Origin of the sequence: Dactylosporangium sp. NPDC000244 (assembly GCF_040300725.1) — a bacterium.
Taxonomy (GTDB): Bacteria; Actinomycetota; Actinomycetes; order Mycobacteriales; family Micromonosporaceae; genus Dactylosporangium.
This window is the reverse complement of sequence record NZ_JBEPEH010000024.1, coordinates 163,919-185,983: the sequence shown is the minus strand read 5'-3', so window position 1 is coordinate 185,983 and position 22,065 is coordinate 163,919. Positions and strand designations below refer to the sequence as shown.

Genomic DNA, 22,065 nt, shown 5'->3' with positions numbered 1-22,065 from the left:
AGCACGGCCATGAGCACGGCCGAGAGCACGGCCGTCCAAGCCGGCACAGCAGGCCCGGTGACCATGAGCACGGCCGCGGGCTGGCCCGGGGTCATGCGCACGGCCCCGGTCCGCAGTGGTGCGGGCGTGGCAGGATGGCGGCCCATGGGGGACGACGAGGTCTTCGCGGAGATCGCACGGCTGGTCGCGGCGGGGGAGTACCGGGACCGGTACCACGGCCGGGCCGGCTTCGACCTCGAGGGCGACCCGGGCGAGATCGGGGAGTGGCCGGAGGGCGAGTTCCACCGCACCTACCATCGCCGCACCGCGCGGTACGCGACTGCCCGCGCGAACGGGTGGCTCGAGCCGCTGCCGCCGCTCGCACCGGCGGCGCCGGAGTTGGTCGAGGAGGTGGAGGCGACCGCCCGCCGCAAGCTTCCGCCGCTGCTGCGCCGCCTCTACCTGGAGGTCGCCAACGGTGGGTTCGGCCCGGAGTACGGCATCAAGGACCTGTGGGCGGGCCATCCCCTGGTGACCCGGGAGCGCTCGGTCGCCGGCCCGACCCGCCCCCGCATCGCGCGGCCGCTGTGCTCGTGGTTCAACGGCGGCCTGACCGAGATCGACCTCTTCGACGGTCAGGTCTGGGGCACGACGGCGTACTCGGTGCCGACCGGCATCCCGCACTCCTACCCGCAGGGCCTGACCGTCACCGAGTGGCTGGCTCGCTGGCTGGATGGGCGCGCCTACCCGCCGCTGCTCGTGCGCGACGGCGCCACCTGGCGGCCCGGCACCGAGGCCGAGGAGCGGGCCGCCTTCGAGGAGCGCGAGGAGAACCGCCGCAACCCGGAACCATTCCAGGACGACGAGGACTGGCCGCACTAGGTCGCGTTTCGGATCGGCCTGAGCCGCCGGCTGATAGCGGCGACGGTCAGAGTGGCTTCGAAGCGGACGGCGTTCGTCAGCCTCGGGAGGCCGTTCGCCGTGCGCCGGGCCGGTGGTGACGGGCCCGACCGCTGCGAGTCGGCCTCAGTCGTCGTGGGTCAGATGCGGCCAGAGCGCGGGCCAGGCGGCCGTCGGGCCGGTGCAGAGGCTCAGGTCGAGGTGGTTGAAGTCGCTGTCCACTTCGTACGGTGTGACGAACGTGCCGACCGTGTGGCAGTCGGCGAAGTACGGCCGCAGCTTCTCGGCGGAATCGACCGCGAGCACGGTGGTGTCGGAGGCCGCGCCCGGCCCCCACATGCCGTAGGTGTTGTGGCCCGACAGGACCGGTGGCAGTCCGGGCGGGCCGAGCACGTCGAGCGTGGATGCCTCGGCGTAGTTGCCGGTGAAGATCGACGTCGGGGGCGTGCCGGCGCTGGTCAGCGCGGTGTTCTGGGCCGCGACGGCGCTGGCGAGCTGCGGCCAGCCGACGGTGTCGGCCACGTCGTTGCCGGTGCCGTGGGCGTGCAGGTCCCGGACCGGCCAGACCGGCAGTACCGAGGGCAGCGTGACCGCGGTCGCGACCAGGATGGCGGCGGCGACGAGCCAGCGCCGCACGAGCGGGCGGCGGCCCCGGGCGAACCAGCGCTCGGTGGAGACCGACCCCGCGGCGAGCACGAGCGGCAGCAGGCCGGAGGTGTAGTAGGGCTTGCCGGGCACCCAGGCCAGGACGTACACCGCGACCACGGTCACCGTGACGGCGAGGTAGCGCACGTCCGGCGTCCGCCAGAGCCGAACCACGCCGGCAATGAGTATGGGGAAGGTGAGCAGGCCGCCGTAGATGAGCTGCGCCAGCGGCCCGCCCAGGTACGCCGCCGTCGACGTGTTCTCCCGGTGCAGCGCCGCGGCCATGGCGAACTGGGGCCAGCCGTGGGTCGCCTGCCAGATGACGTTCGGCGCCCAGATGACCGCGGCGATCGCGGCCCCCAGCCATGGCCACGGCGACCGCAGGACATCGAACCGGCGGGTGAGCAGCAGCCCGACCGCCAGCGCCAGCAACAGCAGCGCGACCAGATTGTTCGTCTGCAGGCCGAGACCGGCGGCCAGCCCGGCGCCGAGCCACCACCGGGGCCGTTCGCGCGCGATCGCGGTGCTCACGCACAGCACGACCACGGTCCAGGCCAGCAGCGCCGGCGGGGTGGTGTTGCCGATGTGGACCGCGCCCAGCAGCACCGGCGTGCCGGACATGCACAGCGCGGCCAGGACGCGGCCGATGCGACCGGCGCCGAGCAGCACGGCCTGCCGCGCGGCCAGCACGATGATCGTGCCGCCCTCCAGCGCCGGCAGGACGCGCACGGCGGTCGGATGCGTGCCGCCGATCAGCTCGCTCAGCCGGACCAGGAGCGGGGCCAAGGGAGGCTGGTCGACGTAACCGAACGCGAGGTGGCGGCCGGCTTGGATGAAGTACAACTCGTCCTGTTGAAATCCATAGCCGGCGCTGAATGCCAGCTCGAGGACGACGAATGCGGCGGCGATGATCCAGACCAGCGCCGGGAGGCGTTCGTCGGTGGTCGGCTCGGTCACGGTTCACAACCTTCCCACGGTTCGCGGTTCCTGTGTGACCGTGTACAGCTGGGCATCGGTCCTTGGAGCGACCGGGCCCGGGCCGAGCTGGCGGCGTCGGGCGAGCGCAGCCAGAGCCGCGCGCCCGGGTGCAGGACCTGCTCACCCCGCAGGAGGTCGTAGAGGCGGGCCAGGGCGTCGTAGGCGTCGGCCGGGCGGCCGTCGGCCAGCGCGGCGAGCCCGCGGGCGTGCACGACGACGGAGAGGGAGGCGGGCATGCTGTCCCGCTCGGCCGCGCCGGCCAGCCGCTCCAGCCGGTCGGCTTCGCCGCGCAGGGCCGCGATCTTGGCCTCGGTGGCCTGGGCCAGCGCCCCCCGCGCCCGGCGATGCCGTCGAGGAGCTCATCGAGGCGGCGCGACTCGTCGCGCCGCCCGAAGAGGATGTCGCCTGGCGTCATGCGGCTCAGTCTAGGAATCGCAGCAGCGCGCGCGTGAGCTCCGCCTGATGCTCCTCGTAGATCCAGTGGCCGGAGTCGGCGACGACGAGCGGGGTGACGTCGGTGGCGTAGTCGAGCACCTGGTCGGGGACCTTGTGCCCCAGGCTCCCGCTCGCCCCGATGGCCAGCACGGGCACGGTGAGCCTCGTCTCCCCGAGCCGGGCGTTGTCGTCGATGTCCTTCGGGAACGCCCGGAACCACTCGAAGCTGGCCCGCAGGTGGGCCGGGTCGCGCAGGTACGAGGCGAACTCCCGCACGTCGGCGTCGGTGACGGCGCCCTTGCGCACCTCGAGCGAGTCGATGAACCCGCCCACCCACTGCTCCTCGCGGCCGCTGACCATGCGCTCGGGCAGGCCGTTGGCCAGGCTGAAGAAGCCGAAGTTCCAGGCGGCGGGGCCGTCGGCGGTCAAGGACGGGAAGTTGTACAGGCTGAGGTCCGGAATCGGCGCCTCGCTGAGCACGAGCCGGGTCACGTCGCGCCGGTACGTGGCCGCGTAGGAGTAGGCGACCATCGTGCCGATGTCGTGCCCGACGATGCGGATGTTGTGCTCGAGGCCCAGCTTGACCAGCAGCCCGTGCACGTCGGCGGCCATCGTCGCCTTGTCGTAGCCGCCGGCCGGGGCGTCGCTGCGCCCGGCGCCGCGCAGGTCGGGCGCGATGACCGTGTAGTGCTTCGCGAGCTCGGGCAGCAGGCCGCGCCATTCGTACCAGGTCTGCGGGTAGCCGTGGATGAGTACCAGCGTCGGGCCGTGCCCGCCGCGGACGTAGTTGAGCGAGACGGCGCCGACCTTGGCCCGCTGCTCGGTGAAGCCGGCCGGCACCCGCCGCTCCGGTGGGCTGGCGGCGGCGCCGGTACCGAGCGCGAGCACCAGGCTCAGCACGGCCAGCAGGAAGGTCAGGGGGCGTCGGGTCATGAATGCTCCTCGATGGTACGGACGACTCTGATCGAGGTTTGTCGACGCGGCGGCCCGCGGGCTTCAGTCATGTGACTGGCGTCGCGGGCGCTGCCCGGGGCCGGTGCGGCCGTCGGCGTACTGATGCCCCGGCGGCTGCGGCCCGCGCAGACTCTGCCGTGACGCCGGCCGGACCGGCTGGGCGACGAGAAGATCGGGGACCGCGCCGTGGAAGATCCGTACCACCTGCAGCCGCTCGAGGGCCGCCCGTCGTTCTGGTTCCTGGGCGGCCGGGTACAGCTCAAGGTGCCGGGGGAGCGCACCGACGGGCACCTGAGCCAGCTCGAGTTCGACGATCCGCTGGGCCAGGCGCCGCCGCTGCACGTGCACGACGGCGAGGACGAGGTGTGGTACGTCCTCGACGGGAAGATCACGTTCTTAGTCGGCGACCGCTCCTTCGACCTGGAGGCCGGGGCGATGGCCCTCGGCCCGCGCGGTGTGCCGCACAGCTACCTGGTGCGCTCGGCCCGCTCCCGGATGCTGGTGAGCTACGGCCCGGCCGGCATCGAGCAGTGGTTCGCCGAGAACGGCTCGCCGATCGCCGCCATCGACGACGCCCCGGCCGCGTTCGACATCGGCAAGATCATCTCCTCGGCGGAGCGCTTCGGCCTGCGAGTGGTCGGGCCGCCGCCGTCGCTGTAGGGCTCACTCGGCCTGCATGGCCTCGAGCGCGTCGCGCAGCTCGGCCCGGCCGGTGATGCCGAGCTTCGGGAAGATGCGGTAGAGGTGCGAGCTGACCGTCCGGTGTGACAGGAACAGCTGGTCGGCGACCTGCTTGTTGGTGTGCCCCCGGGCGGCCAGCCGGGCGATCTGCAGCTCCTGGCTGGTCAGCTGGGCCAGCCGGCTCTCGGTGCGCCGCTGCACGACCAGCCCGGAGGCGCGCAGCTCGGTGCGGGCCCGTTCCGCCCACTGCCTGGCGCCGACGGCGTCGAACGCCCGCATCGCGGCGGTGATCTCGTCCCGGGCCTCGCCGATGCGGCGCTTGCGGCGCAGCCACTCGCCGAACGCGAGCCGGGTCCGGGCCGTCTCCAGCGGGTGCCCGGCGATCCCGGGCTCGGCCAGCGCCCGCTTGAAGTGCTCCTCGGCCTGGTCGGTGAGCAGCCCCCGCGAGCGGTGCACGAGCATCCACAGCAGCGACGAGTCGAGGGCCCGGGCGGCGGCCTCGACCTCGTCGATCCAGCCGGCCGCCCGCCCCGTCTCCCGGGCCCGGACCGAGGCCTCGACGAGGTCGCCGATGACCAGCAGCCCCGCCTCCGGGTGGACCATCACCGCCTCCAGATCCCGCAGCGCGTCCTGGTGGTGGCCCTCGGCCAGCGCGGACAGCCCGGCGGCCCAGTGCCGGCCGGCGACGATCATGGCCGGCGGTACCGGCGCCAGCTCCCGGCACCGCTCGAGCTTCGCCGCGGCCTGGGTGTGCTCGCCGCGCCAGGCGTGCACCCGCGCGGCGATCACCGCCGAGTGGGCGGCGATCGCCGGCAGGTCGAGCTCCTCGGCCAGCCGGCCGGCCTGGTCGGCGTCGGAGACCGCGTCGGAGAGCCGGCCGGCCGTCAGCCGCACCCGCGAGAGCCGGCCCAGCGTCATGGCGTGGTCCGCGACCGCGCCGTCGCGCCGGAAGGCCTCCGCGGCCGTCGACCAGCCCTGCTCGGCCAGGTCCCAGACCTGCAGCGACTCCGCGGCCTCGCCGATCCCGGCCGCGACGATCGGGGGCAGCGCGGTCAGGTGGGCGGCCATCGCCTGCAGCGCCGGGGTGACCAGGGCCGCGTGCCGCACCGGCTCCAGGGCGGCCAGGGCCAGGACGACCCGCAGGTCGGCGGCCGGCAGGCCGAGCGCCCGGATCTCGTGCTCGACCTGCGCCCGGACAGCCGGCGCGGCGCCGTCGGTCATGCACCGGAACGCGGCCTGCACCAGCGTCGACGCGCCGACGTCGAGGTCGTGGGGCACGGCGGCGCGGCCGACGGCGACCGTCTCGACCAGCCCGCGCATCGGCAGGTTGGCGTTGGTCGCCATGATGATGTGGGTGAGCACGAGGTTGGCGTGCAGCACCGGGTCGGCGCTGGCCCGGGCCGCCTCGGCGATCAGCCGGTCCACGGCGGAGGTGAGCCCGGCCTGGCGGGCGGCCTCGGCGGCCAGGCCGAGCCGGCGGCCGCGTTGGTCCGGGTCGGGGGACAGGTCGGCGGCCCGCTCCAGGGATCGCATCGCGTCGCCGACCGCGCCGCGGGCCCGGTCCCGCTCGGCGGCGGCCTCGAGGTCGGCGGCGACCGGCTCGTCGCGGCCGACGGTGGCGGCGGCCCGGTGCCAGGCGGCCCGAATCGGGTCGTCGGCCAGGGCCTCGGCCAGCGCCCGGTGCATGGCCACCCGCCGGGCGAACGGCGCCGCGCCGTAGATGGCCGACCGGACCAGCGGGTGGCGGAACTCCAGCCGGTGGCCGACCGAGCGGACGAGCCCGGCGTCCTCGGCCGGGACGAGCTGCTCCAGGCCCAGGCCGAGCCGCGCCCCGGCCATCGCCAGCTCGGTCAGCGACGACTCGGTGTTGACGGAGGCCAGCAGCAGCAGGTCCCGGGTCGGCTCGGGCAGGGCGTCGACCTGCCCGGCGAACATGTTCTCCAGCCGGACGCCCAGCGGAAGCCGGTCGGGCAGGATCGTGGCGTCGTGCAGGCCGCGGTCCTCGATGCCGCGGGTCAGCTCGACCAGGGCGAGCGGATTGCCCTCCGCCTCGGCCAGCACCCGGGCCCGGGCCTCGCGGCTCATCGCCGGGTTGAGCCCCGTCACCAGCTCGGCCGCGACGGCGTCCGGCAGACGGTCCAGCCGGATCTCCCGCATGCCGAAGGGGGCCAGCGGGTCCCGCTCGCCGGTCCGGCACGTGGTCAGCAGGACGATCCGGGTCTCGGCCAGCCGCCGGGCGACGAACCCGATCATGTTGACCGTCGGCTGGTCCATCCACTGCACGTCCTCGATGACCAGCAGCAGCGGCCTGGTCTGCGCCACCTCCTCGAGCAGGCCCAGCACCGCCACGGAGATCAGCAGCCGGTCCGGCGCGGTGTCCGGCCCGATGCCGAGCGCGCTGCGCAGCGCCGCCCGCTGCCGCTGCGGCAGCGCGTCGACGCGGTCCACGACGACGTGCAGCAGCTGGTGCAGCCCGGCCAGGCCGACCCGGGTCTCGCTCTGCACGCCCACACAGGTGAGCACGCGGAAGCCGGCGGCGGTGGCCATCCGGCGGAGCTCGTCCACCAGGGTCGTCTTGCCGATGCCGGCCTCGCCGTGCACCGCGACGGCCGCGCCGTGCCGGTCCACCTCGGCCAGGACGGAACGCAGCACGTCCAGCTCCGCGTCACGGCCGAGCATCGTCACCTCGCCCATTGCGTCGGAGAGCCGGCCCGGTGCCGGCCCACGCCGAACGCTACGGACGTGGGAGCGCGACCGGCATACGTCACGTGACGGGTGTCCCCTCCCCGTATGCTGGGCCCGTGACGCCGCTGAAGATCGTCGAGACGAGCCCGGGCAACTACTCGCTGCTGCTCAACGCCGGGTCGACCGCCGTCGACGGGCTCGTGGAGGAGCTGGGGCACGAGCCCAACGGCTACTTCTGGGAGGGCGTCGGGCAGCTGCTCGTCGCGACCGAGGCGCCGGAGCTGGAGGGGCGGCTCAAGTACGACCCCGAGGGCGGCATGTTCGCCGCCTACGGCACGGACCGCCCCGCCCTGGAGCAGCTCGGCGCGCTCATGGCCGCGGTGGCCAACGACGCCGACCGGATGCGCGCCGTCGTGGCCCTGGCCGCCGAGCGCGGCTTCGAGTTCGACGACTGAGTCAGGGCAGGCGACTGAGCCAGGGCGGGTGACTGAGCCAGGGCGGACGACCGCGTCAGGGCAGCAGCGCGTCGACCACCGCAGCCAGCGGGCCGTGCAGCTGCTCGGCGGTCGCGTCGCGCAGCGGCTGCAGGCCCACGGCCGACCGGACGACGGCGATGCCGACGCCGAGGGCCACCACGAGCTCCGCCTCCAGCAGGCGGTCGTCGCCCTCGTGCCCGGCCGCGGTGAGGACCTTCCGGCCGAAGTCGAGCAGGGCCTGGCGGCGCAGGCCGTCGACCTGGGCGTCGCCGGAGACGCGCAGCAGCATCAGCACCGGGTGCTCGTCGAACTCCGGCCACGCGTCGCTCGACAGGTGGCGGGCCAGCGCGTCCGCGAGCGCCGTGCGGTCCCAGGGCCGCTCGCCGTCGCCGCCGAACCGCGGTGACGCCGACATGGCCGCCTTGAGCAGGCCCTCCTTCGACCCGAAGTACCGCTTGATGAGCGCCAGGTTGACCCCGACGTCCCCGGCGATGTCGCGCAGGGTCGTGCGCTCGTAGCCGAGGCGGGTGAAGCGCCGGGCCGCCGCCTCCAGCAGTGCCTGCCGGGTCGCCGCCGCATCCCGACGGCGCGGTGTGGTCTCGGCCACCGCAACCTCCTCTCCGAGCGCCGCGTAGGCTACGGTCGCGCAAGTAATCATATGATGACTTGTCGAAGGAGGCCGGCGTGGCCACCACCGCTCTGCTCGTCATGGACGTCCAACGCGCCGTCGTCGAGCGCTACCCCGACCCGGGCTACCTGCCCCGCCTGCGCACCGCGATCGACACCGCGCACGCCCGAGGGCTCCCCGTGATCTACGTCGTGGTCGGGTTCCGCCCCGGCCGCCCCGAGATCAGCCCGCGCAACCGCATGTTCGGGCGCCTCGCCGGCGCGCACGAGTCGCCCGCCGAGGCCGCGAGCATGCGGATCCACCCCGACATCCAGCCCGACACCGACCCCGTCGCCGGGGACATCGTCGTGACCAAGCGCCGGGTGAGCGCCTTCGCCGGCAGCGACCTGGAGATGGTCCTGCGGGCCGGCGGGATCGAGCACCTGGTGCTCACCGGCATCGCGACCGGCGGGGTGGTGCTGTCGACCCTACGGCAGGCCGCCGACCTGGACTTCGGGCTCACGGTGCTCGCCGACGGGTGCCTCGACGACGACCCCGAGGTGCACCGGGTGCTGGTCGAGAAGGTCTTCCCGCGCCAGGCCGAGGTGCTCACCATCGCCGAGTGGGCGGCCTGAGCGGCGGCTCCCCGCTCGCGCGGCACGTTCTCACCCGCGGAGAGGGGCGGCCGGCGGCCGCGGCCCGGCCAGGCTTGTGCGCATGGCCAGTCGCCGAAGCCGCCCGGTCGTGTCCTCCCGCGCGTCCGTCGGCGAAGCCGTGGTACGCCTGCCGGAGCTGGGCCTCGACGCGGAGTCCGCGTACGACGTCGTGCACGACGAGGCGATGCTCGACGGCAACGCGCGGCTGAACCTGGCGACCTTCGTCGGGACGTGGATGGACCGTCCCGCCGACCGGCTCTACGCCGAGACGCGCCAGAAGAACCTGATCGACAAGGACGAGTACCCGGCCACGGCCGAGATCGAGGACCGGTGCGGCCGGATCCTCGCCGGACTGTGGCGGGCCCCCGACCCGGACCGGGCCATCGCGACCTCCACGGTCGGCTCGTCGGAGGCGTGCATGCTGGCCGGGATGGCGTTCAAGCGCCGCTGGCAGGCCCGGCGGCGGGCCGAGGGCCGGCCGGCCGACCGGCCCAACCTGGTGCTCAGCTCGGCGGCGCAGGTGTGCTGGGAGAAGTTCGCGAACTACTGGGAGGTCGAGCCGCGGTTCGTGCCTATCAGCGAGGAGCACCCCACGCTCGACGGTCACGACCTGGAGCGGTACGTCGACGAGCGGACCATCGGCGTGGTGGTGATCCTCGGGGTCACGTACACCGGCATGTTCGAGCCGGTCGAGCAGGTCGCCGCCGCGCTGGACCGGATCCAGGCCACGCACAACCTCGACGTGCCGATCCACGTCGACGCGGCCTCGGGCGGATTCGTCGCGCCGTTCCTGCAACCGGACCTGTCCTGGGACTTCCGGGTCGCGCGGGTGCACTCCATCAACGCCAGCGGGCACAAGTACGGCCTGGTCTACCCGGGCGTCGGATGGGTGGTGTGGCGCGATGCCGAGCTGCTGCCGGAGGAGCTGGTGTTCCGGGTCAGCTACCTCGGCGGCGACATGCCGACGTTCTGCCTGAACTTCTCCCGCCCCGGGGCGCAGGTGCTGCTGCAGTACTACACCTTCCTGCGCCTGGGCCACGAGGGCTTCCGGCAGGTGCACGCCACCGCCCAGGACGTCGCGCGGGGACTGGCCGCGGGCATCGCCGGGCTCGGCCCGTTCGAGCTGTGGAGCGATGCCGAGGACATCCCGGTGTTCGCCTACCGGATGCGGCCCGGCCACACCGGCCGCTGGAACCTGTACGACCTGAGCGCTGTGCTGCGCCAGTACGGCTGGCTGGTCCCCACGTACCCGATGCCCGACGACCTCACCGACACCACCGTGCAGCGCATCGTGGTGCGCAACGGCATGTCGCACGACCTCGGCCGCAAGTTCCTGGAGTCGATGGGGGAGGCCGTCGAGCATCTCGAGCGCCTGGACCGGCCGCTGCCGCACGACGGCCCGAAGCGCACCGCCTTCCACCACTGACGTCCTGAAACCGCCGGACGCGACCGGCGGCTCAGGAGGCGCGGCGCAGGCGGGTGCAGGCGTCCAGGGCCTGTTGCAGGGCGGTCTCCACCGTGGTCAGGTCCTTGCGGTCCAGGGCCAGCCGGACCCGGGTCAGGCACGCGGCGAGGAGGCGCTCCTCGCCGCGCGGCTGCGGCGGTCTCGTCGCGCCGCCGCGAATCCGGATCAGGGCGCCGTTCACGGCCAGCCGGGTCAGGTCCCGGTGGATCGTGGCGGTGGAGGCGCCCGTCGCGTCGCGAATTTCCTCGACGGTGACGTACTCCCGCCGCGCCAGCAGATCCAGGATCCGCTGGCGGCGCAGGGACGGCAGCATCTGGGCGGTGTTCATGAGATCGGGTACAGCTGGCCGTCGGTGGCGACCGCGGGCGCGAAGTCGACCTCGCGGCCGTCCAGCGTGAACCGGTACCGGCTCAGCCGCCGGATCTCGGGGGAGGCCTCGAGGTAGGTGCGCAGCTCCTCCAGCTCGGCCGGGGTCAGCCACGCCGGCGGGTCCGACACGGCCCGGAAGCCGCACACGTCGGCCAGGTCCCGCAGCCACTGCAGCTGCTGCGGCGTGAGCAGGTTGAGCTTGCTGCGGAAGTAGATGACGTCCGGGTCGACCTCGACGAGCGGGGACTGCCAGAGCCGGTGCACGCTGTTCACGACGGCGTTGCGGGCGGTGGCGTCGGACGGGTCGACGGAGGCGTAGTTGTCCCACATCGGGGCCACGTCCGGGCCGCTGCGCAGGCCGTCGAGCAGGCCCAGCGACGGCAGCAGGATCGCGCCGGAGCCGAGCAGGTAGACGTCCTCGCCCGCGGCCTCGCGGATCACGTGCAGGGCCTCGCGGTAGATGCGCTCGCGGTCCCGGCCCGGCAGATACGCCGCGGCCGCGTTGATGAAGTCGAGCTTGAGGTACTTGAACCCCCACTCGTGCACGACGGTACGCACGACCCCGGCGACGTGCTCGCGGGCGTCGGCGCGGGCGAGGTCGAGCGCGTAGTACGGGCCGCCCCAGTTGTAGCCGGCGACGACCGGCCGGCCGGACGCGTCGCGCAGCAGCAGCTCGGGCCGCTCGGTGGCCAGGCGGGACGTCGGCAGGGCGATGAACGGGGCCAGCCACAGCCCGGCGGTGAAGCCGGCCTCGGTGATCTGCTTGACGAGGCTGCGCATGCCGCTGGGGAACTTGGCGTTGGGCGTCCAGTCGCCGACCCGCTCCTCCCAGCCGTCGTCGATCTGCACCACGTCGAACGGCAGGCCCGCGAGGTCGGCGATGTCCTTGGTCAGCTGGGCCTCGGTGACGTTCTCGTAGTACGCGTACCAGCTGCACCACACGTTGCCGGCCTTGCGCCGGCCCGTGCCGAAGCGCTCGGCGAGCTGGTCGGTGTAGGCGCGGAACACCTCCTCCTCGGGCCCGTAGGCGACGAACCACTCGGCGCCGCCGCCCGCGTACCAGCCGGTGAGCGTGTCCTGGTCGGCGGTGAGCCGCGGGGTGTCCAGCCCCAGCGCGCCCAGCAACAGGGTCCGGCCGTCCGCGCCCTGCAGCGCGGCGACGGCGGAGCCGTGGTGGCGGCCGGGGTCGTCGAACGCGGGGTCGTCCGCGGTCACCAGCCGGGTCGGGTTGGGGATGCGTAGCGGCGGCTCGCTGAGCCGCCGCCAGCCGCACGGGCTCCACGAGTTGTGGCCGTGCCGATAGAAGGAAGCGTCGCCGAGCCCGTGCAGGATCGCGATCCGGCCGGGCGGCAGCAGGATGCCGCCTGGTACGGGCCGCGGCGTCCCGTCGCCGGTGTGCTGAAGGGCGAAGTGACGACCGCCGAGCTCGACGACCTGTGCCATGGTTCTCCTTAACGAAAGTGCGTCACGAACTACTTGAAGAGCGCGTTGACCTGGTCGTTGGCCTTCTTCAGGGCGTCGGCCGGCTGGGCGGAGCCCAGGACCACGCCCTGCAGCGAGTCCTGCACGATCTGGCTGATCTCGTTGCCGTGGTCGGTGATCGGCAGGAAGAAGGTGCCGCCGGGGGCCGCGGCCTCGTCGGTGAACACGTGCACGTCGCGGCCCGCGGCCTTGTGGGCGGCGAGGGCCTTGTCGGCGCCGGACTTCAGCGCCGGGAAGACGACGGCCTTGTCGCCCACGATGTCCTGGCAGGCGGCCGAGCCCAGGAACTTCACCCACGCCCACGCCTGCTCGGGGTGCTTGGTGCCGGCGTAGATGGCGTCGGAGAGGCCGTTGATGGCGGTCTTGCGCCCGGCCGGGCCGGTGGGCAGCGGCGCGAACGCGTACTGCTGCTTCGCCCCGGTGCCGAGGTAGGAGCTGATCGTCCAGGAGCCGACGATGGTGAAGGCGGCCTGCCCGGCGTCCATCACGGCGTCGCGGCCGAGGGTGGACTGCTTGTCGAACTTCGGCGCGTAGCCGGCGTCGATGAGGTGCTTGAACCAGGCGATGGTCTCGGCGAGCTTGGGGTCGTCGTACTTGTACTTGGTGCCCCACGGGTTCTTGTCGAGATACGTGAACCCGTTGGAGACCGCGAGGTCGCCCCAGCCGTTCTGGCCCTGGGAGCCGTCGGCCCACTCGGGCAGGAAGCCGTACACCTTCACCTTGGTCTTGTCGAAGGCCGGGTCCAGCCCGTTCTTGCCGTTGGCGTCGACGGTCGCCTTGGCGATCGCCTGCTCGAAGGTGCCGCCGTCGGCCGGGTTCCAGGTGAGCTTGTCCAGGCCGGTCGCGTCGGGGACGAACTTGGTGTTGTAGACTAGGGCCATGGTGTCCCAGTCCTTCGGCAGCCCGTAGCGCTTGCCGTCCTTGACGAACAGATCAGCCAACCCGGCCTGGTACTGGCTGAGGTCGACCTTGTCCTTGTCGACGAACGGCTGGATGTCGAGGATCTGGTTGCTGGACACGAACTGCGGGTAGTACGACGCGTGGTCGGTCCACACGTCGGGCGCGCTGCCGCTGGCGAGCTGGGTGGTGAGGTTCTGCCAGTACTGCGCCCACGCGGTCTGCGAGATCTTGACGGTGATGTTCGGGTTGGCCTTGGTGAACTCGTCGGCGCACGCCTGGTAGGCGGGCTGCTGCTTGTCGTCCCACAGCCAGTACTCGAGGGTGACCTTGCCGCCGGTGTCGTCGCCCGAGGAGTTCGAGCACGCGTGCAGCAGCGGTAAGGCGAGCGCCGCGGCGGTGACGAGCGCCGCCGTGCGGGAGCGTCTGCGCATTGGGGGATTCCCTTCGGTTACTTGATGCCGGTGAAGTTGAGGGACTGCACCAGCCGCTTGCCCAGGAAGATGAGCAGGGCGAGGACCGGCAGGACGGACAGCGTGGAGGCGGCCATGAGCCCCGTCCAGTCCGGCTGGGTGTTGGGGGATTGCTGGAGGAACACCCCGAGGGCCACGGTGAGCACCCGGGTCTGCTCCCCGCGGCCGACGAGCAGCGGCCACAGGAAGTCCTTCCACGCCCACACCGACGTCGTGAGGGCGATGGTGATGAGCGGCCCGCGGCTCATGGGCACGATGACCCGCCAGAAGACTCCCCACTTGCCGGCCCCGTCGATGATCGCCGCCTCCTCCACCTCGCGCGGGATGGACAGGAAGAACTGGCGGAGGAAGAACACCGCGAACGGGGTCATGAGCAGGTTGGGGGCGACCATGCCGAGGAACGTGTCCATGGCGCCGATGGTCTTCACGAGCGTGAAGTTGGGCAGCAGCGTGAAGATGGGCGGGACCATCAGCGCCGCGACGATGATCCCGAAGACCAGGTCGCGGCCGGGGAAGCGCAGGCGGGCGAAGGCGTACCCGGCCATGGCGCAGCAGAACGTCTGCACGCCCGCGATGAGCGCGCAGTAGATGATGGAGTTCAGGGTGTACCGCAGAAAGTTGATCTGCGCCCCCGAGCCCCCGGCCTCGCGCGCGGTCTGCGGGTCGACGAGGCCGAGCACCCGCCAGAAATTGATCATCGTCGGGTGGGACGGCACGATGGCGGTGCTGTCGGTGTAGATGTCGGCGACGGGGGTGATCGCCGTGCGGATCATCCAGTAGAACGGCGCGATCGTGAGCGCGAGGAACGCGGCCAGCACGAGCCAGGCCAGCACCTTGCCGGGCGAAAAGCGGCGGGTCATGGCAGGCCTCTCAGGTCAGGTCCGAGCGGGATGCGCGCAGCAGCCGCATCTGCACCGCGGTCAGCACGCCGAGGATCACCACGAGCACCATCGCGGCCGCGGCGGCGTAGCCCATGTGGAAGTACGTGAAGGCCTGCTGGTAGATGTAGAAGTAGATGACCCGGGTCGCGCCGACCGGGCCGCCCTTCGTGGTGACCGCGACGGTGTCGAAGATCTGGAACGAGCCGATCAGCGACACCACGAGCACCAGGGCGAGGATCGGGCGCAGCAGGGGCAGCGTGATCCGCCGGAACATCCGCAGCTCGCCGGCGCCGTCCAGGGCCGCGCTCTCGTAGAGGTGCGCCGGGATCTGCAGCATCCCGGCGTAGAGCAGCAGCGCGGTGTACCCGGTGTAGGCCCACGTGTTGATGAGCGCGACCGAGGGCATGGCCCAGTCCGGCGAGTTCAGGTAGGCGCGGTTGTCCACGCCGACCATCCCGAGCAGGTGGTTGACGAAGCCGAGGTTCGAGTCGAGCAGCCACATCCACAGCAGGCCGACGGTCACGTTCGGCACCAGCCACGGCAGCAGCATCGTGGCGCGCACGACGACCGAGCCGGTGAGCCGGTGCATGAGCGCGGCCAGGCCGAGCGCGAGCACGGTCTGCGAGCCGATGTTGAGCACGACGTAGTAGGCGGTGACCTTCAGTGAGTTCCAGAACTGCCCGTCGCTGACGAGCTCGCTGTAGTTGTCGGCGCCGACGAAGTTCGGGGTGTTGAGCAGGCTGTAGTCGGTGACGGAGTACCAGACGCCGCGGACGGTCGGGTACAGGTAGAACACCGCGAAGCCGAGCAGCACCGGTGCGAGGAACAGCCAGGCGACCCAGCGGTCGTCGCGGGCCCGGCGGGGCCCGGGGCTCTTCTCGGCATCCGGCACCGTGGCGGCGGGCACCGCAACGGTGTTACTCATCGTCACGATCCGACCTCCAATCGATCGAAGATCTTCTAGATTTGGCGTCTTGCGGCGGGGGGTGTGTGGCCGCTAATAATGATGAAGCTCATGGAAAGTTTGTCAACACCTCCTCGTATCGATATGGCGAACGAGGAGACTCCGCACCCCTGATTCCGGAGGTCCATCCATGCGCACAACCCTGCGGCGGCGCCTCGCCCGCGCCGTCGCACTCTGCACGGTCGCCGCCAGTGCCGTGCTCGTGTTCGCGCCGCACAACGCGGCCGCGTTCACCGCGGTGCCCGCCGGTGTCCCCGCGCGCCCGGCCCCGCCGGCCGCGCCGAGCCCCGGCCTGACCGACCACCCGCTCACCGCCGCCCCGAGCCCGCTGGACAACCCGCTCAAGGGCTTCGCCCGCTTCTACTTCCCCGGCGACAACCAGAACTCGGGCTACCCGAGGTCCCTGGCATGGAGCTACTTCGGCCTGTCCGAGGTGATGACCAGCGCGACCGACTGCTCGACGTACAACTGGTCCATTGTGGACAACGCGCTGAACGAGATCGCCTCCTACGGCAACCAGGCCGCCATCCGCTTCTACATGGAGTACCCGGGCGGCACCGGCAGCCACCCCGGCAACGCGATCCCGCACTGCTTCGACGGGCACGTGACCTACCGCAACAACACGTTCTGGGGCACCGTCAGCCCCGACTACGACAGCGCCTACCTGCTCACCGCCGTCACCAACTTCATCAACGCGTTCGGCGCCCGCTACGACGGCGACCCGCGCATCGGCTTCATCAACCTCGGCCTCGTCGGCCTGTGGGGCGAGTGGCACACGTGGCCGTTCGACACCGACACCGCCGACGGCTACCCGAACCTGATGCCGACCGACGCGCACGCGGCCCAGATCGTCGCCGCGTTCGACAACGCGTTCAACACCACCAAGCTCGAGATCCGCTACCCGGACTCGGCCGGCGGTGCCGCCAACGCCCGCGACATCGGCTACCACGACGACTCGTTCTGCTACATGGAGGGCTCGCCGCTCAAGGGCGTCACCCTGCCCCAGTCGCTCGGCGGCGCCGACTACTCCCAGCTCCAGCGCGCGCTGAACATGGGCGTGGAGAACAAGTGGGTCACCGACTCCATGGGCGGCGAGGTGCGCCCGGAGATCCAGAGCTCCGCGTTCACGTCGTGGCCCGGCGGCTCCGGCCAGGTCGACAACATGAAGGCCTGCATCGAGCTCGAGCACACCACCTGGAAGATCAACCAGACCAGCCAGAGCTACTCGTCCACGGACCCGAACGTGGCCGCGGCCGTGCGGCTCATGGGCTACGACCTGTCCGCGACGCACGCCTACTACGCCAACAGCGTCAGCGGCAGCGCCACCGTCGGCGTCACGCTCGCCAACAACGGCGTGGCCCCGTTCTACTACCCGTGGACCGTCTCGCTCGGCCTCAAGGACGCCTCCGGCGCCGTCGTGAAGACCTGGGACACCCCCTGGGACCTGCGCACGGTCCAGCCCCTGAAGATCCGCGCGTTCCCCGACTGGAACGTGGGCGCCGACCCGACCTACCGCGACTTCGGCTACCCGCAGTACTTCCAGTCCAACGTCAGCCTCGCCGGCGTCGCCAACGGCTCGTACCAGCTCGTCATGCGGGTCAAGAACCCGCTCGAGGCGCTGAGCCCGGCCGCGAAGAAGCTCCGGTTCGGCAACGCCACCCAGAACGCCGACGGGTGGCTCGGGCTGGGCTCGATCGGCGTCGGCGGCTCCACCGGGGGCGACACCACGCCGCCCTCGACCCCGACCGGCCTCACCTCGCCCGCGAAGACGTCGAGCAGCGTGTCGCTGAGCTGGAACGCCTCGACCGACAACGTGGGCGTGACCGGGTACAAGGTGCTGCGGGGCGGCACCCAGGTCGGCACGTCGGCGACGACGTCGTACACCGACTCGGGCCTGAACGCGTCCACGGCCTACACCTACACGGTCCGGGCCTACGACGCCGCGGGCAACACGTCGGCGGACTCCTCGTCGATCACCGTGACGACCTCGGCGACGAGCACGCCGACCGGCCTGGTGCTGGACGACTACAACGGCACCCCGGCCTACCCGTCCGCGGCGCAGAACGACCTCGGCAAGTGGACCGGCGGCAACTGCTTCCTCAACGGGGGCGGCAGCGGCGTCGTCTCCGGCGGGGTGCTGACGCTGCAGTACAACAACTGCGGCTGGTTCGGCTCCGACGTCAACCAGGACGTCTCGCAGTACACCTACCTCGTCGTGCGGATCAAGGGCAACAGCGGCGGCGAGCAGACCCACTTCAACCTGGGCCTCGGCGGGACCACCAAGGTCTTCGGGGACTACACGCTGGACGGCGGCGGCCACCCGGTCATCACCACCGCCTACCAGGACATCAAGATCCCGATGGTCGCCAACGGGATCAGCCGCACCAGCCCGGCCCAGCTCGCGATGGGCTTCTGGTTCGGCGGCAACAGCTCCATCTCCATCGACAGCTTCTCCTTCAGCAACTGATGTCACGCACCCTTCGAGTCCGGACGGCCGCCGTGGCGGCGGCCGTCCTGGCCCTCTCCCTGCTCGGCCCGGCCAGCACGGCCGCGGCCGCCACCACGACCGCCACGTACACCGGCGACTTCGGCACGGTGTTCACCAACCCGGAACGCGGCTTCCACAACCGCTACGAGATCATCAACGACCCGTCCGTCAACGACTACGCGAGCAACACCATCCCCGGCTTCAACCCGGACATGCTCGACCGCACGTTCGCGCGGGCCAAGGCGGACGGCGACACGCTCATCCACTCCTACGTCCACCTCGACAAGTACCAGACGACCGACCTGCCGCAGCCGCTGCTGGACAACCTGGGGACCGGCCTGGCCGCGATCCGGGCGCAGGGGCTGAAGATCGTCCTGCGGGTCGCCTACGTGTGGGACGGCTACTCCGCGGTCACCGAGCCGCAGATGGAGCGGCACATCGACCAGCTCGCCCCGGTCCTGGCCGCCAACGCCGACGTCATCATGCACCTCGAGGCCGGCTTCTTCGGCGCGTGGGGCGAGTGGCACGAGAGCCCCTACACCGCCGCATCGGAGCAGAACCAGGCGCCGGTCCGCGCCGCACTGGTGAAAAAGCTCCTCAGCAGTACCCCGGCCTCGATGCCGATCGCCATCCGGTACCCGATCTTCAACTACGAGTTCGCCCACGGCACGACCATGACGACGCAGGACCTCGACCGGCTCGGCTTCCACGACGACTGCTTCCTCGCCGACTCGGCCGACATGGGCACGTACGACCAGAACTCGTGGCTGGGCTGGTTCGACGTGTCCACGAAGAAGCAGTGGGTGTACGACTATGCCACCTCCACCGGCGGCAACAAGATCGTCGGCGGCGAGACCTGCAACGCCAGCGGCGGCAACGACTCGGCCGGCGTGAACGCGCAGTACGAGCTGAGCCACCAGCACTGGACCGAGATCAACGAGGACTACGCGGCCGTCAACACCGACCTCTGGAAGAACGCGAACATGGCCGCGTCCGGGGTCGACCCGGCCGAGACCCTGTTCACCCGGATCAAGCGCAAGCTGGGCTACCGGCTGCGGCTGGCCGACGCGACCTTCACCAACCAGGCCGCGCCCGGCTCCGGCTTCACGTTCTCCGCGCACCTGTTCAACGACGGTTACGCCGGCATCATCAAACCGCGCCCGGTGTACCTCGTGTTCGACAACGGCACCAACCGGTACAACGTGCAGCTCACCGGCCTCGACCCGCGCACCTGGAAGTCCGGGGCCGTGACCGTTCCCACCCAGACCGTGACCCTGCCGGCGATGGTCTCGGGGACGTACAAGCTGGCCCTGTGGCTGCCCGACCAGGCTGCTGGGTTGCGTTCTCTTGCTTCGTATTCGGTCCGGCTGGCGAACACGGGCACGTGGGACGCGGCCAAGGGGTACAACGTGCTCGCGAATGCCGTCACAGTGGGAACGTGCACGGGCGACTGCACGCCGCCCACCGCACCCACCCTGTCCGCGGGCGCCGTGAGCGGTCAGACGGTGCCGCTGTCCTGGGCGGGCGCGACGGACAACGTCGGCGTCACGGGCTACCGGCTCTATCGTGACGGTACCTTGCTGGCGTCACCGACCGGCACGACGTACACGGACACCAACGTGCCGGCCGGGACGCACAGCTACACCGTGACCGCCCGGGACGCGGCCGGGTACGACTCACCGTCGAGCAACACCGTGAACGTCACCGTGAGCGGTCCCACCAACCCGCCACCCGCGGGGCTGGTGCTCGACGACTTCGACGGCACCCCGGCGTACCCGGCCGCGGCCAAGAACGACCTCGGGCGGTGGACCGGCGGCAACTGCTTCCTCAACGGCGGCGGCAACGGCGTCGTCTCCGGCGGGGCGCTCGCGCTGCAGTACAACAACTGCGGCTGGTTCGGCTCCGACGTCGGGCAGGACGTGTCCGGCTACACCTACCTCGTCGTGCGGATCAAGGGCGCGACCGGTGGCGAGCAGACACACTTCAGCCTGGCGCTCGGCGGTGCGACCAAGGTCTTCGGCGACTTCGTCCTCGACGGCGGCGGCCACCCGGCGATCACCACGGCGTATCAGGACATCAAGGTGCCGATGGCCGCCAACGGCATCAACCGCGCGAGCCCGTCTCAGCTCGCGCTCGGGTTCTGGTACGGCGGCAGCGGCACGGTCACCGTCGACAGCATCAGCTTCCAATAGTACTTTGTAAAGTTCATAGCAATATTGGCGAGCGGAGGGCAGACCGTGCCAGATCAGGTCATCACCGGTACCGACCTGTCGCGGCTGCGTGAGCTCAACTCGCTGACGGTGGTCCGGGCGCTGCGGGACCAGCCCCCGGCCACCGTCACCGAGCTCGCCAAGCTGACCGGCCTGTCGCGCCCCGCGGTCGACGTGATCGCGCAGGGGCTCGTCACCGGCGGCTGGGCCACGATCGTCGAGCCGGGCGGCAGCAGCGTCGTGGGCCGCCCGGCCCGCCGCTACCGCTTCCGCGCCACCGCCGGCCACGTCATCGGCGTCGACATCGGCGGCCACAAGGTCCTCGCCCTGCTCGCCGACCTCGACGGCAACGTGGTGCACACCACCCGCAGAGCGGTCGCGGCCGACGCCGGCCCGGCCGAGCGCCTGGCCGCCCTCGACCACGTGCTCGCCGACGTGCTGCACGAGGGCGGAAAGTCCGCCGACGACATCTGGGCCGTGACCGTCGGCGTCACCGGCCCGGTCGACGCGTCCGGCAAGACCACCTTGTTCACGCCCCTGCCCGGCTGGCAGACGGTCGACCTAGCGGCCCACCTCAAGGACCGCTTCACCTGCCCGATCGTGGTGGAGAACGACTGCAAGCTGGCCGCGCTGGCCGAACGCTGGCAGGGCGCGGCGAGCGACGCCAACGACATCGTCTACCTCCTGGCGGGCATGCGCACCGGCGCGGGCCTCATCATCGACGGCATCCTGCGCCGCGGCTTCGGCGGCGCCGCGGGCGAGATCGGCGCCCTGCGCGCGGTGCGCTGGCTGACCGCCCCCGAGCACCTGCAGCGCTGCCCCGGCGTCCCGGCCACGGTCAACCCCGACGACGCCGCGGCCTGGGTCTTCAACGCGGCCCGGGCCGGCAACCGCGACGCCCGCACGGCGGTGAACCGCTACGTGAAAGACCTGGCGGTGGGCACGGCCGCCCTAGTGCTCGCCCTGGACCCGCAGGTCGTCATCTTCGGCGGCGGGTTCTCGCGCTCGGCGGACCTGGTGCTGGAGCCGCTGCGGCGCGAGCTGGCAAAATTGTGCCTGCGCATGCCGGAGGTGCGAGCCTCGACCTTGGGCGCGGACAGCGTGGCGCTGGGGGCGCTGCGGCTGGCGCTGAACGAGGTCGATCGGCGGCTGTTCACGGCGGGCCTGAGCGCTCCGGTCGCGCCCCGCCGCGACTGACGGGGGCCGCCGGGCGAGGTCGGCCGTCGGCTGTTCACGGCGGGCCTGAGCGCGATGCCGCGTCCCCTCGGAGCCGCCAGCCTTGATCTGCCGTTCTCCCACGCCGGCGGCGCCTCCGGCACCGTCGGCACCGCTAGAGCATCAGGTCGCGCTCGTACCAGGTGCCGGGCTGACCACCAAGGTCGGCCGGGCCGGCCGGGCCGACAGGGACGAACCCGGCTTTGGTCAGCACCGTCTGGGACGCGGGATTCCGGTGGGCGGCGGCGGCCCGCAGTGTGCGCAGCCCGTGCTGGGCCGTCGCCAGTCCGCACAGCTCCCGGACGGTCGCGGTCGCCACGCCCCGACCGGAAGCACGCTGCGCGACCCGGTAGCCGAGTGTCGCGGTGTGGTCCTCGATGTCGTACAGATTGAACCTGCCGAGTACCGAGCCGTCGTCGCCGACGAGCACGTAGAAGGCGCAGATGCCGGCCTCCTGCTCGGCCAGCAAGGCGTCGTAGCGGTCGGTGAACTGGTCGAAGTAGGCGTCGCCGCGGTCGGAGACCGAGGCGGCGAAGTAGGCGCGGTTCGCCAGCTCGAAGGCCAGGACCGCTTGGGCATGACCGGCATGCAGCCGTTCCAGCTCGGGCATTGCCCGACTGTACTC

General features: G+C 71.8%; 19 protein-coding genes. 8 read left to right on the top strand and 11 right to left on the bottom strand.

The window, feature by feature from the left end; translation table 11 throughout:
* Nucleotides 1–9 precede the first annotated feature (9 nt).
* Nucleotides 10–861, top strand: a complete 852-nt coding sequence (locus ABT369_RS32480; protein ID WP_350617731.1) for a hypothetical protein — start codon at nucleotides 10–12, stop codon at nucleotides 859–861.
* 144 nt (nucleotides 862–1,005) lie between these two features.
* Here the strand turns inward: ABT369_RS32480 and ABT369_RS32475 are convergent, their stop codons facing one another.
* The 3 genes from ABT369_RS32475 to ABT369_RS32465 all read right to left on the bottom strand — a co-directional run bounded on the left by ABT369_RS32475 (nucleotide 1,006) and on the right by ABT369_RS32465 (nucleotide 3,870).
* The gene (locus ABT369_RS32475; RefSeq protein WP_350617730.1) at nucleotides 1,006–2,481 is read right to left on the bottom strand and encodes a glycosyltransferase family 39 protein; all 1,476 of its coding nucleotides are present in this window, start codon (nucleotides 2,479–2,481) and stop codon (nucleotides 1,006–1,008) included.
* Complete coding sequence (locus tag ABT369_RS32470; RefSeq protein WP_350617729.1) at nucleotides 2,478–2,738, bottom strand: hypothetical protein; 261 nt, start codon at nucleotides 2,736–2,738, stop codon at nucleotides 2,478–2,480. Before ABT369_RS32470 ends, ABT369_RS32475 begins: the two co-directional genes overlap by 4 nt.
* 184 nt (nucleotides 2,739–2,922) lie before the next feature.
* On the bottom strand, nucleotides 2,923–3,870 hold the full coding sequence (locus ABT369_RS32465; RefSeq protein WP_350617728.1) for an alpha/beta fold hydrolase: 948 nt from the start codon (nucleotides 3,868–3,870) through the stop codon (nucleotides 2,923–2,925).
* 207 nt (nucleotides 3,871–4,077) lie between these two features.
* Between ABT369_RS32465 and ABT369_RS32460 the strand changes: the two genes are divergently transcribed.
* Nucleotides 4,078–4,551 (top strand): cupin domain-containing protein, encoded by a 474-nt coding sequence (locus ABT369_RS32460; RefSeq protein WP_350617727.1) that lies wholly within the window; start codon nucleotides 4,078–4,080, stop codon nucleotides 4,549–4,551.
* A 3-nt stretch (nucleotides 4,552–4,554) separates the two neighbouring features.
* Here the strand turns inward: ABT369_RS32460 and ABT369_RS32455 are convergent, their stop codons facing one another.
* Nucleotides 4,555–7,251, bottom strand: a complete 2,697-nt coding sequence (locus ABT369_RS32455; protein ID WP_350617743.1) for an ATP-binding protein — start codon at nucleotides 7,249–7,251, stop codon at nucleotides 4,555–4,557.
* A 122-nt stretch (nucleotides 7,252–7,373) separates the two neighbouring features.
* On the opposite strand from ABT369_RS32455, the gene ABT369_RS32450 reads away from it, so the two are divergent.
* Nucleotides 7,374–7,712 carry an Imm51 family immunity protein gene (locus ABT369_RS32450; RefSeq protein ID WP_350617726.1) on the top strand — a complete coding sequence of 113 codons (339 nt, stop codon included), beginning with the start codon at nucleotides 7,374–7,376 and terminating at the stop codon, nucleotides 7,710–7,712.
* A 55-nt stretch (nucleotides 7,713–7,767) separates the two neighbouring features.
* Here the strand turns inward: ABT369_RS32450 and ABT369_RS32445 are convergent, their stop codons facing one another.
* Complete coding sequence (locus ABT369_RS32445; RefSeq protein ID WP_350617725.1) at nucleotides 7,768–8,340, bottom strand: TetR/AcrR family transcriptional regulator; 573 nt, start codon at nucleotides 8,338–8,340, stop codon at nucleotides 7,768–7,770.
* 77 nt (nucleotides 8,341–8,417) lie between these two features.
* Here ABT369_RS32445 and ABT369_RS32440 point away from each other — a divergent pair, with 77 nt between their 5' ends.
* Nucleotides 8,418–8,975 (top strand): cysteine hydrolase family protein, encoded by a 558-nt coding sequence (locus ABT369_RS32440; protein ID WP_350617724.1) that lies wholly within the window; start codon nucleotides 8,418–8,420, stop codon nucleotides 8,973–8,975.
* 82 nt (nucleotides 8,976–9,057) lie between these two features.
* Nucleotides 9,058–10,422: a glutamate decarboxylase gene (gene gad, locus ABT369_RS32435; protein WP_350617723.1), complete on the top strand. Its 1,365-nt coding sequence runs from the start codon at nucleotides 9,058–9,060 to the stop codon at nucleotides 10,420–10,422.
* Nucleotides 10,423–10,453: 31 nt separating this feature from the next.
* Here gad and ABT369_RS32430 read toward each other — a convergent pair whose 3' ends face one another.
* From ABT369_RS32430 to ABT369_RS32410, 5 genes are read right to left on the bottom strand one after another with little or no spacing between them, the layout of a single operon-like run.
* Nucleotides 10,454–10,789 carry a DeoR family transcriptional regulator gene (locus tag ABT369_RS32430; RefSeq protein ID WP_350617722.1) on the bottom strand — a complete coding sequence of 112 codons (336 nt, stop codon included), beginning with the start codon at nucleotides 10,787–10,789 and terminating at the stop codon, nucleotides 10,454–10,456.
* On the bottom strand, nucleotides 10,786–12,273 hold the full coding sequence (locus ABT369_RS32425; RefSeq protein WP_350617721.1) for a glycoside hydrolase family 36 protein: 1,488 nt from the start codon (nucleotides 12,271–12,273) through the stop codon (nucleotides 10,786–10,788). The genes ABT369_RS32430 and ABT369_RS32425 overlap by 4 nt, the downstream gene beginning before the upstream one ends.
* A 29-nt stretch (nucleotides 12,274–12,302) precedes the next feature.
* Nucleotides 12,303–13,643, bottom strand: a complete 1,341-nt coding sequence (locus tag ABT369_RS32420) for an ABC transporter substrate-binding protein (protein ID WP_350617720.1) — start codon at nucleotides 13,641–13,643, stop codon at nucleotides 12,303–12,305.
* A 17-nt stretch (nucleotides 13,644–13,660) separates the two neighbouring features.
* Entirely contained in the window at nucleotides 13,661–14,542 is an 882-nt protein-coding gene (locus ABT369_RS32415) for a carbohydrate ABC transporter permease (RefSeq protein ID WP_350617719.1), read from the bottom strand.
* Between the two features lie 10 nt (nucleotides 14,543–14,552).
* Nucleotides 14,553–15,488, bottom strand: a complete 936-nt coding sequence (locus tag ABT369_RS32410) for a carbohydrate ABC transporter permease (protein WP_350617718.1) — start codon at nucleotides 15,486–15,488, stop codon at nucleotides 14,553–14,555.
* Between the two features lie 169 nt (nucleotides 15,489–15,657).
* Here ABT369_RS32410 and ABT369_RS32405 point away from each other — a divergent pair, with 169 nt between their 5' ends.
* Genes ABT369_RS32405 through ABT369_RS32395 form a run of 3 tightly spaced genes read left to right on the top strand, consistent with a single transcriptional unit; the run spans nucleotide 15,658 to nucleotide 21,422 of the window.
* Entirely contained in the window at nucleotides 15,658–17,994 is a 2,337-nt protein-coding gene (locus tag ABT369_RS32405) for a fibronectin type III domain-containing protein (RefSeq protein WP_350617717.1), read from the top strand.
* Entirely contained in the window at nucleotides 17,994–20,207 is a 2,214-nt protein-coding gene (locus ABT369_RS32400) for a DUF4832 domain-containing protein (RefSeq protein ID WP_350617716.1), read from the top strand. Before ABT369_RS32405 ends, ABT369_RS32400 begins: the two co-directional genes overlap by 1 nt.
* A 45-nt stretch (nucleotides 20,208–20,252) precedes the next feature.
* The gene (locus ABT369_RS32395; RefSeq protein WP_350617715.1) at nucleotides 20,253–21,422 is read left to right on the top strand and encodes an ROK family transcriptional regulator; all 1,170 of its coding nucleotides are present in this window, start codon (nucleotides 20,253–20,255) and stop codon (nucleotides 21,420–21,422) included.
* A 133-nt stretch (nucleotides 21,423–21,555) separates the two neighbouring features.
* Here the strand turns inward: ABT369_RS32395 and ABT369_RS32390 are convergent, their stop codons facing one another.
* On the bottom strand, nucleotides 21,556–22,050 hold the full coding sequence (locus tag ABT369_RS32390; protein WP_350617714.1) for a GNAT family N-acetyltransferase: 495 nt from the start codon (nucleotides 22,048–22,050) through the stop codon (nucleotides 21,556–21,558).
* Nucleotides 22,051–22,065 lie beyond the last annotated feature (15 nt).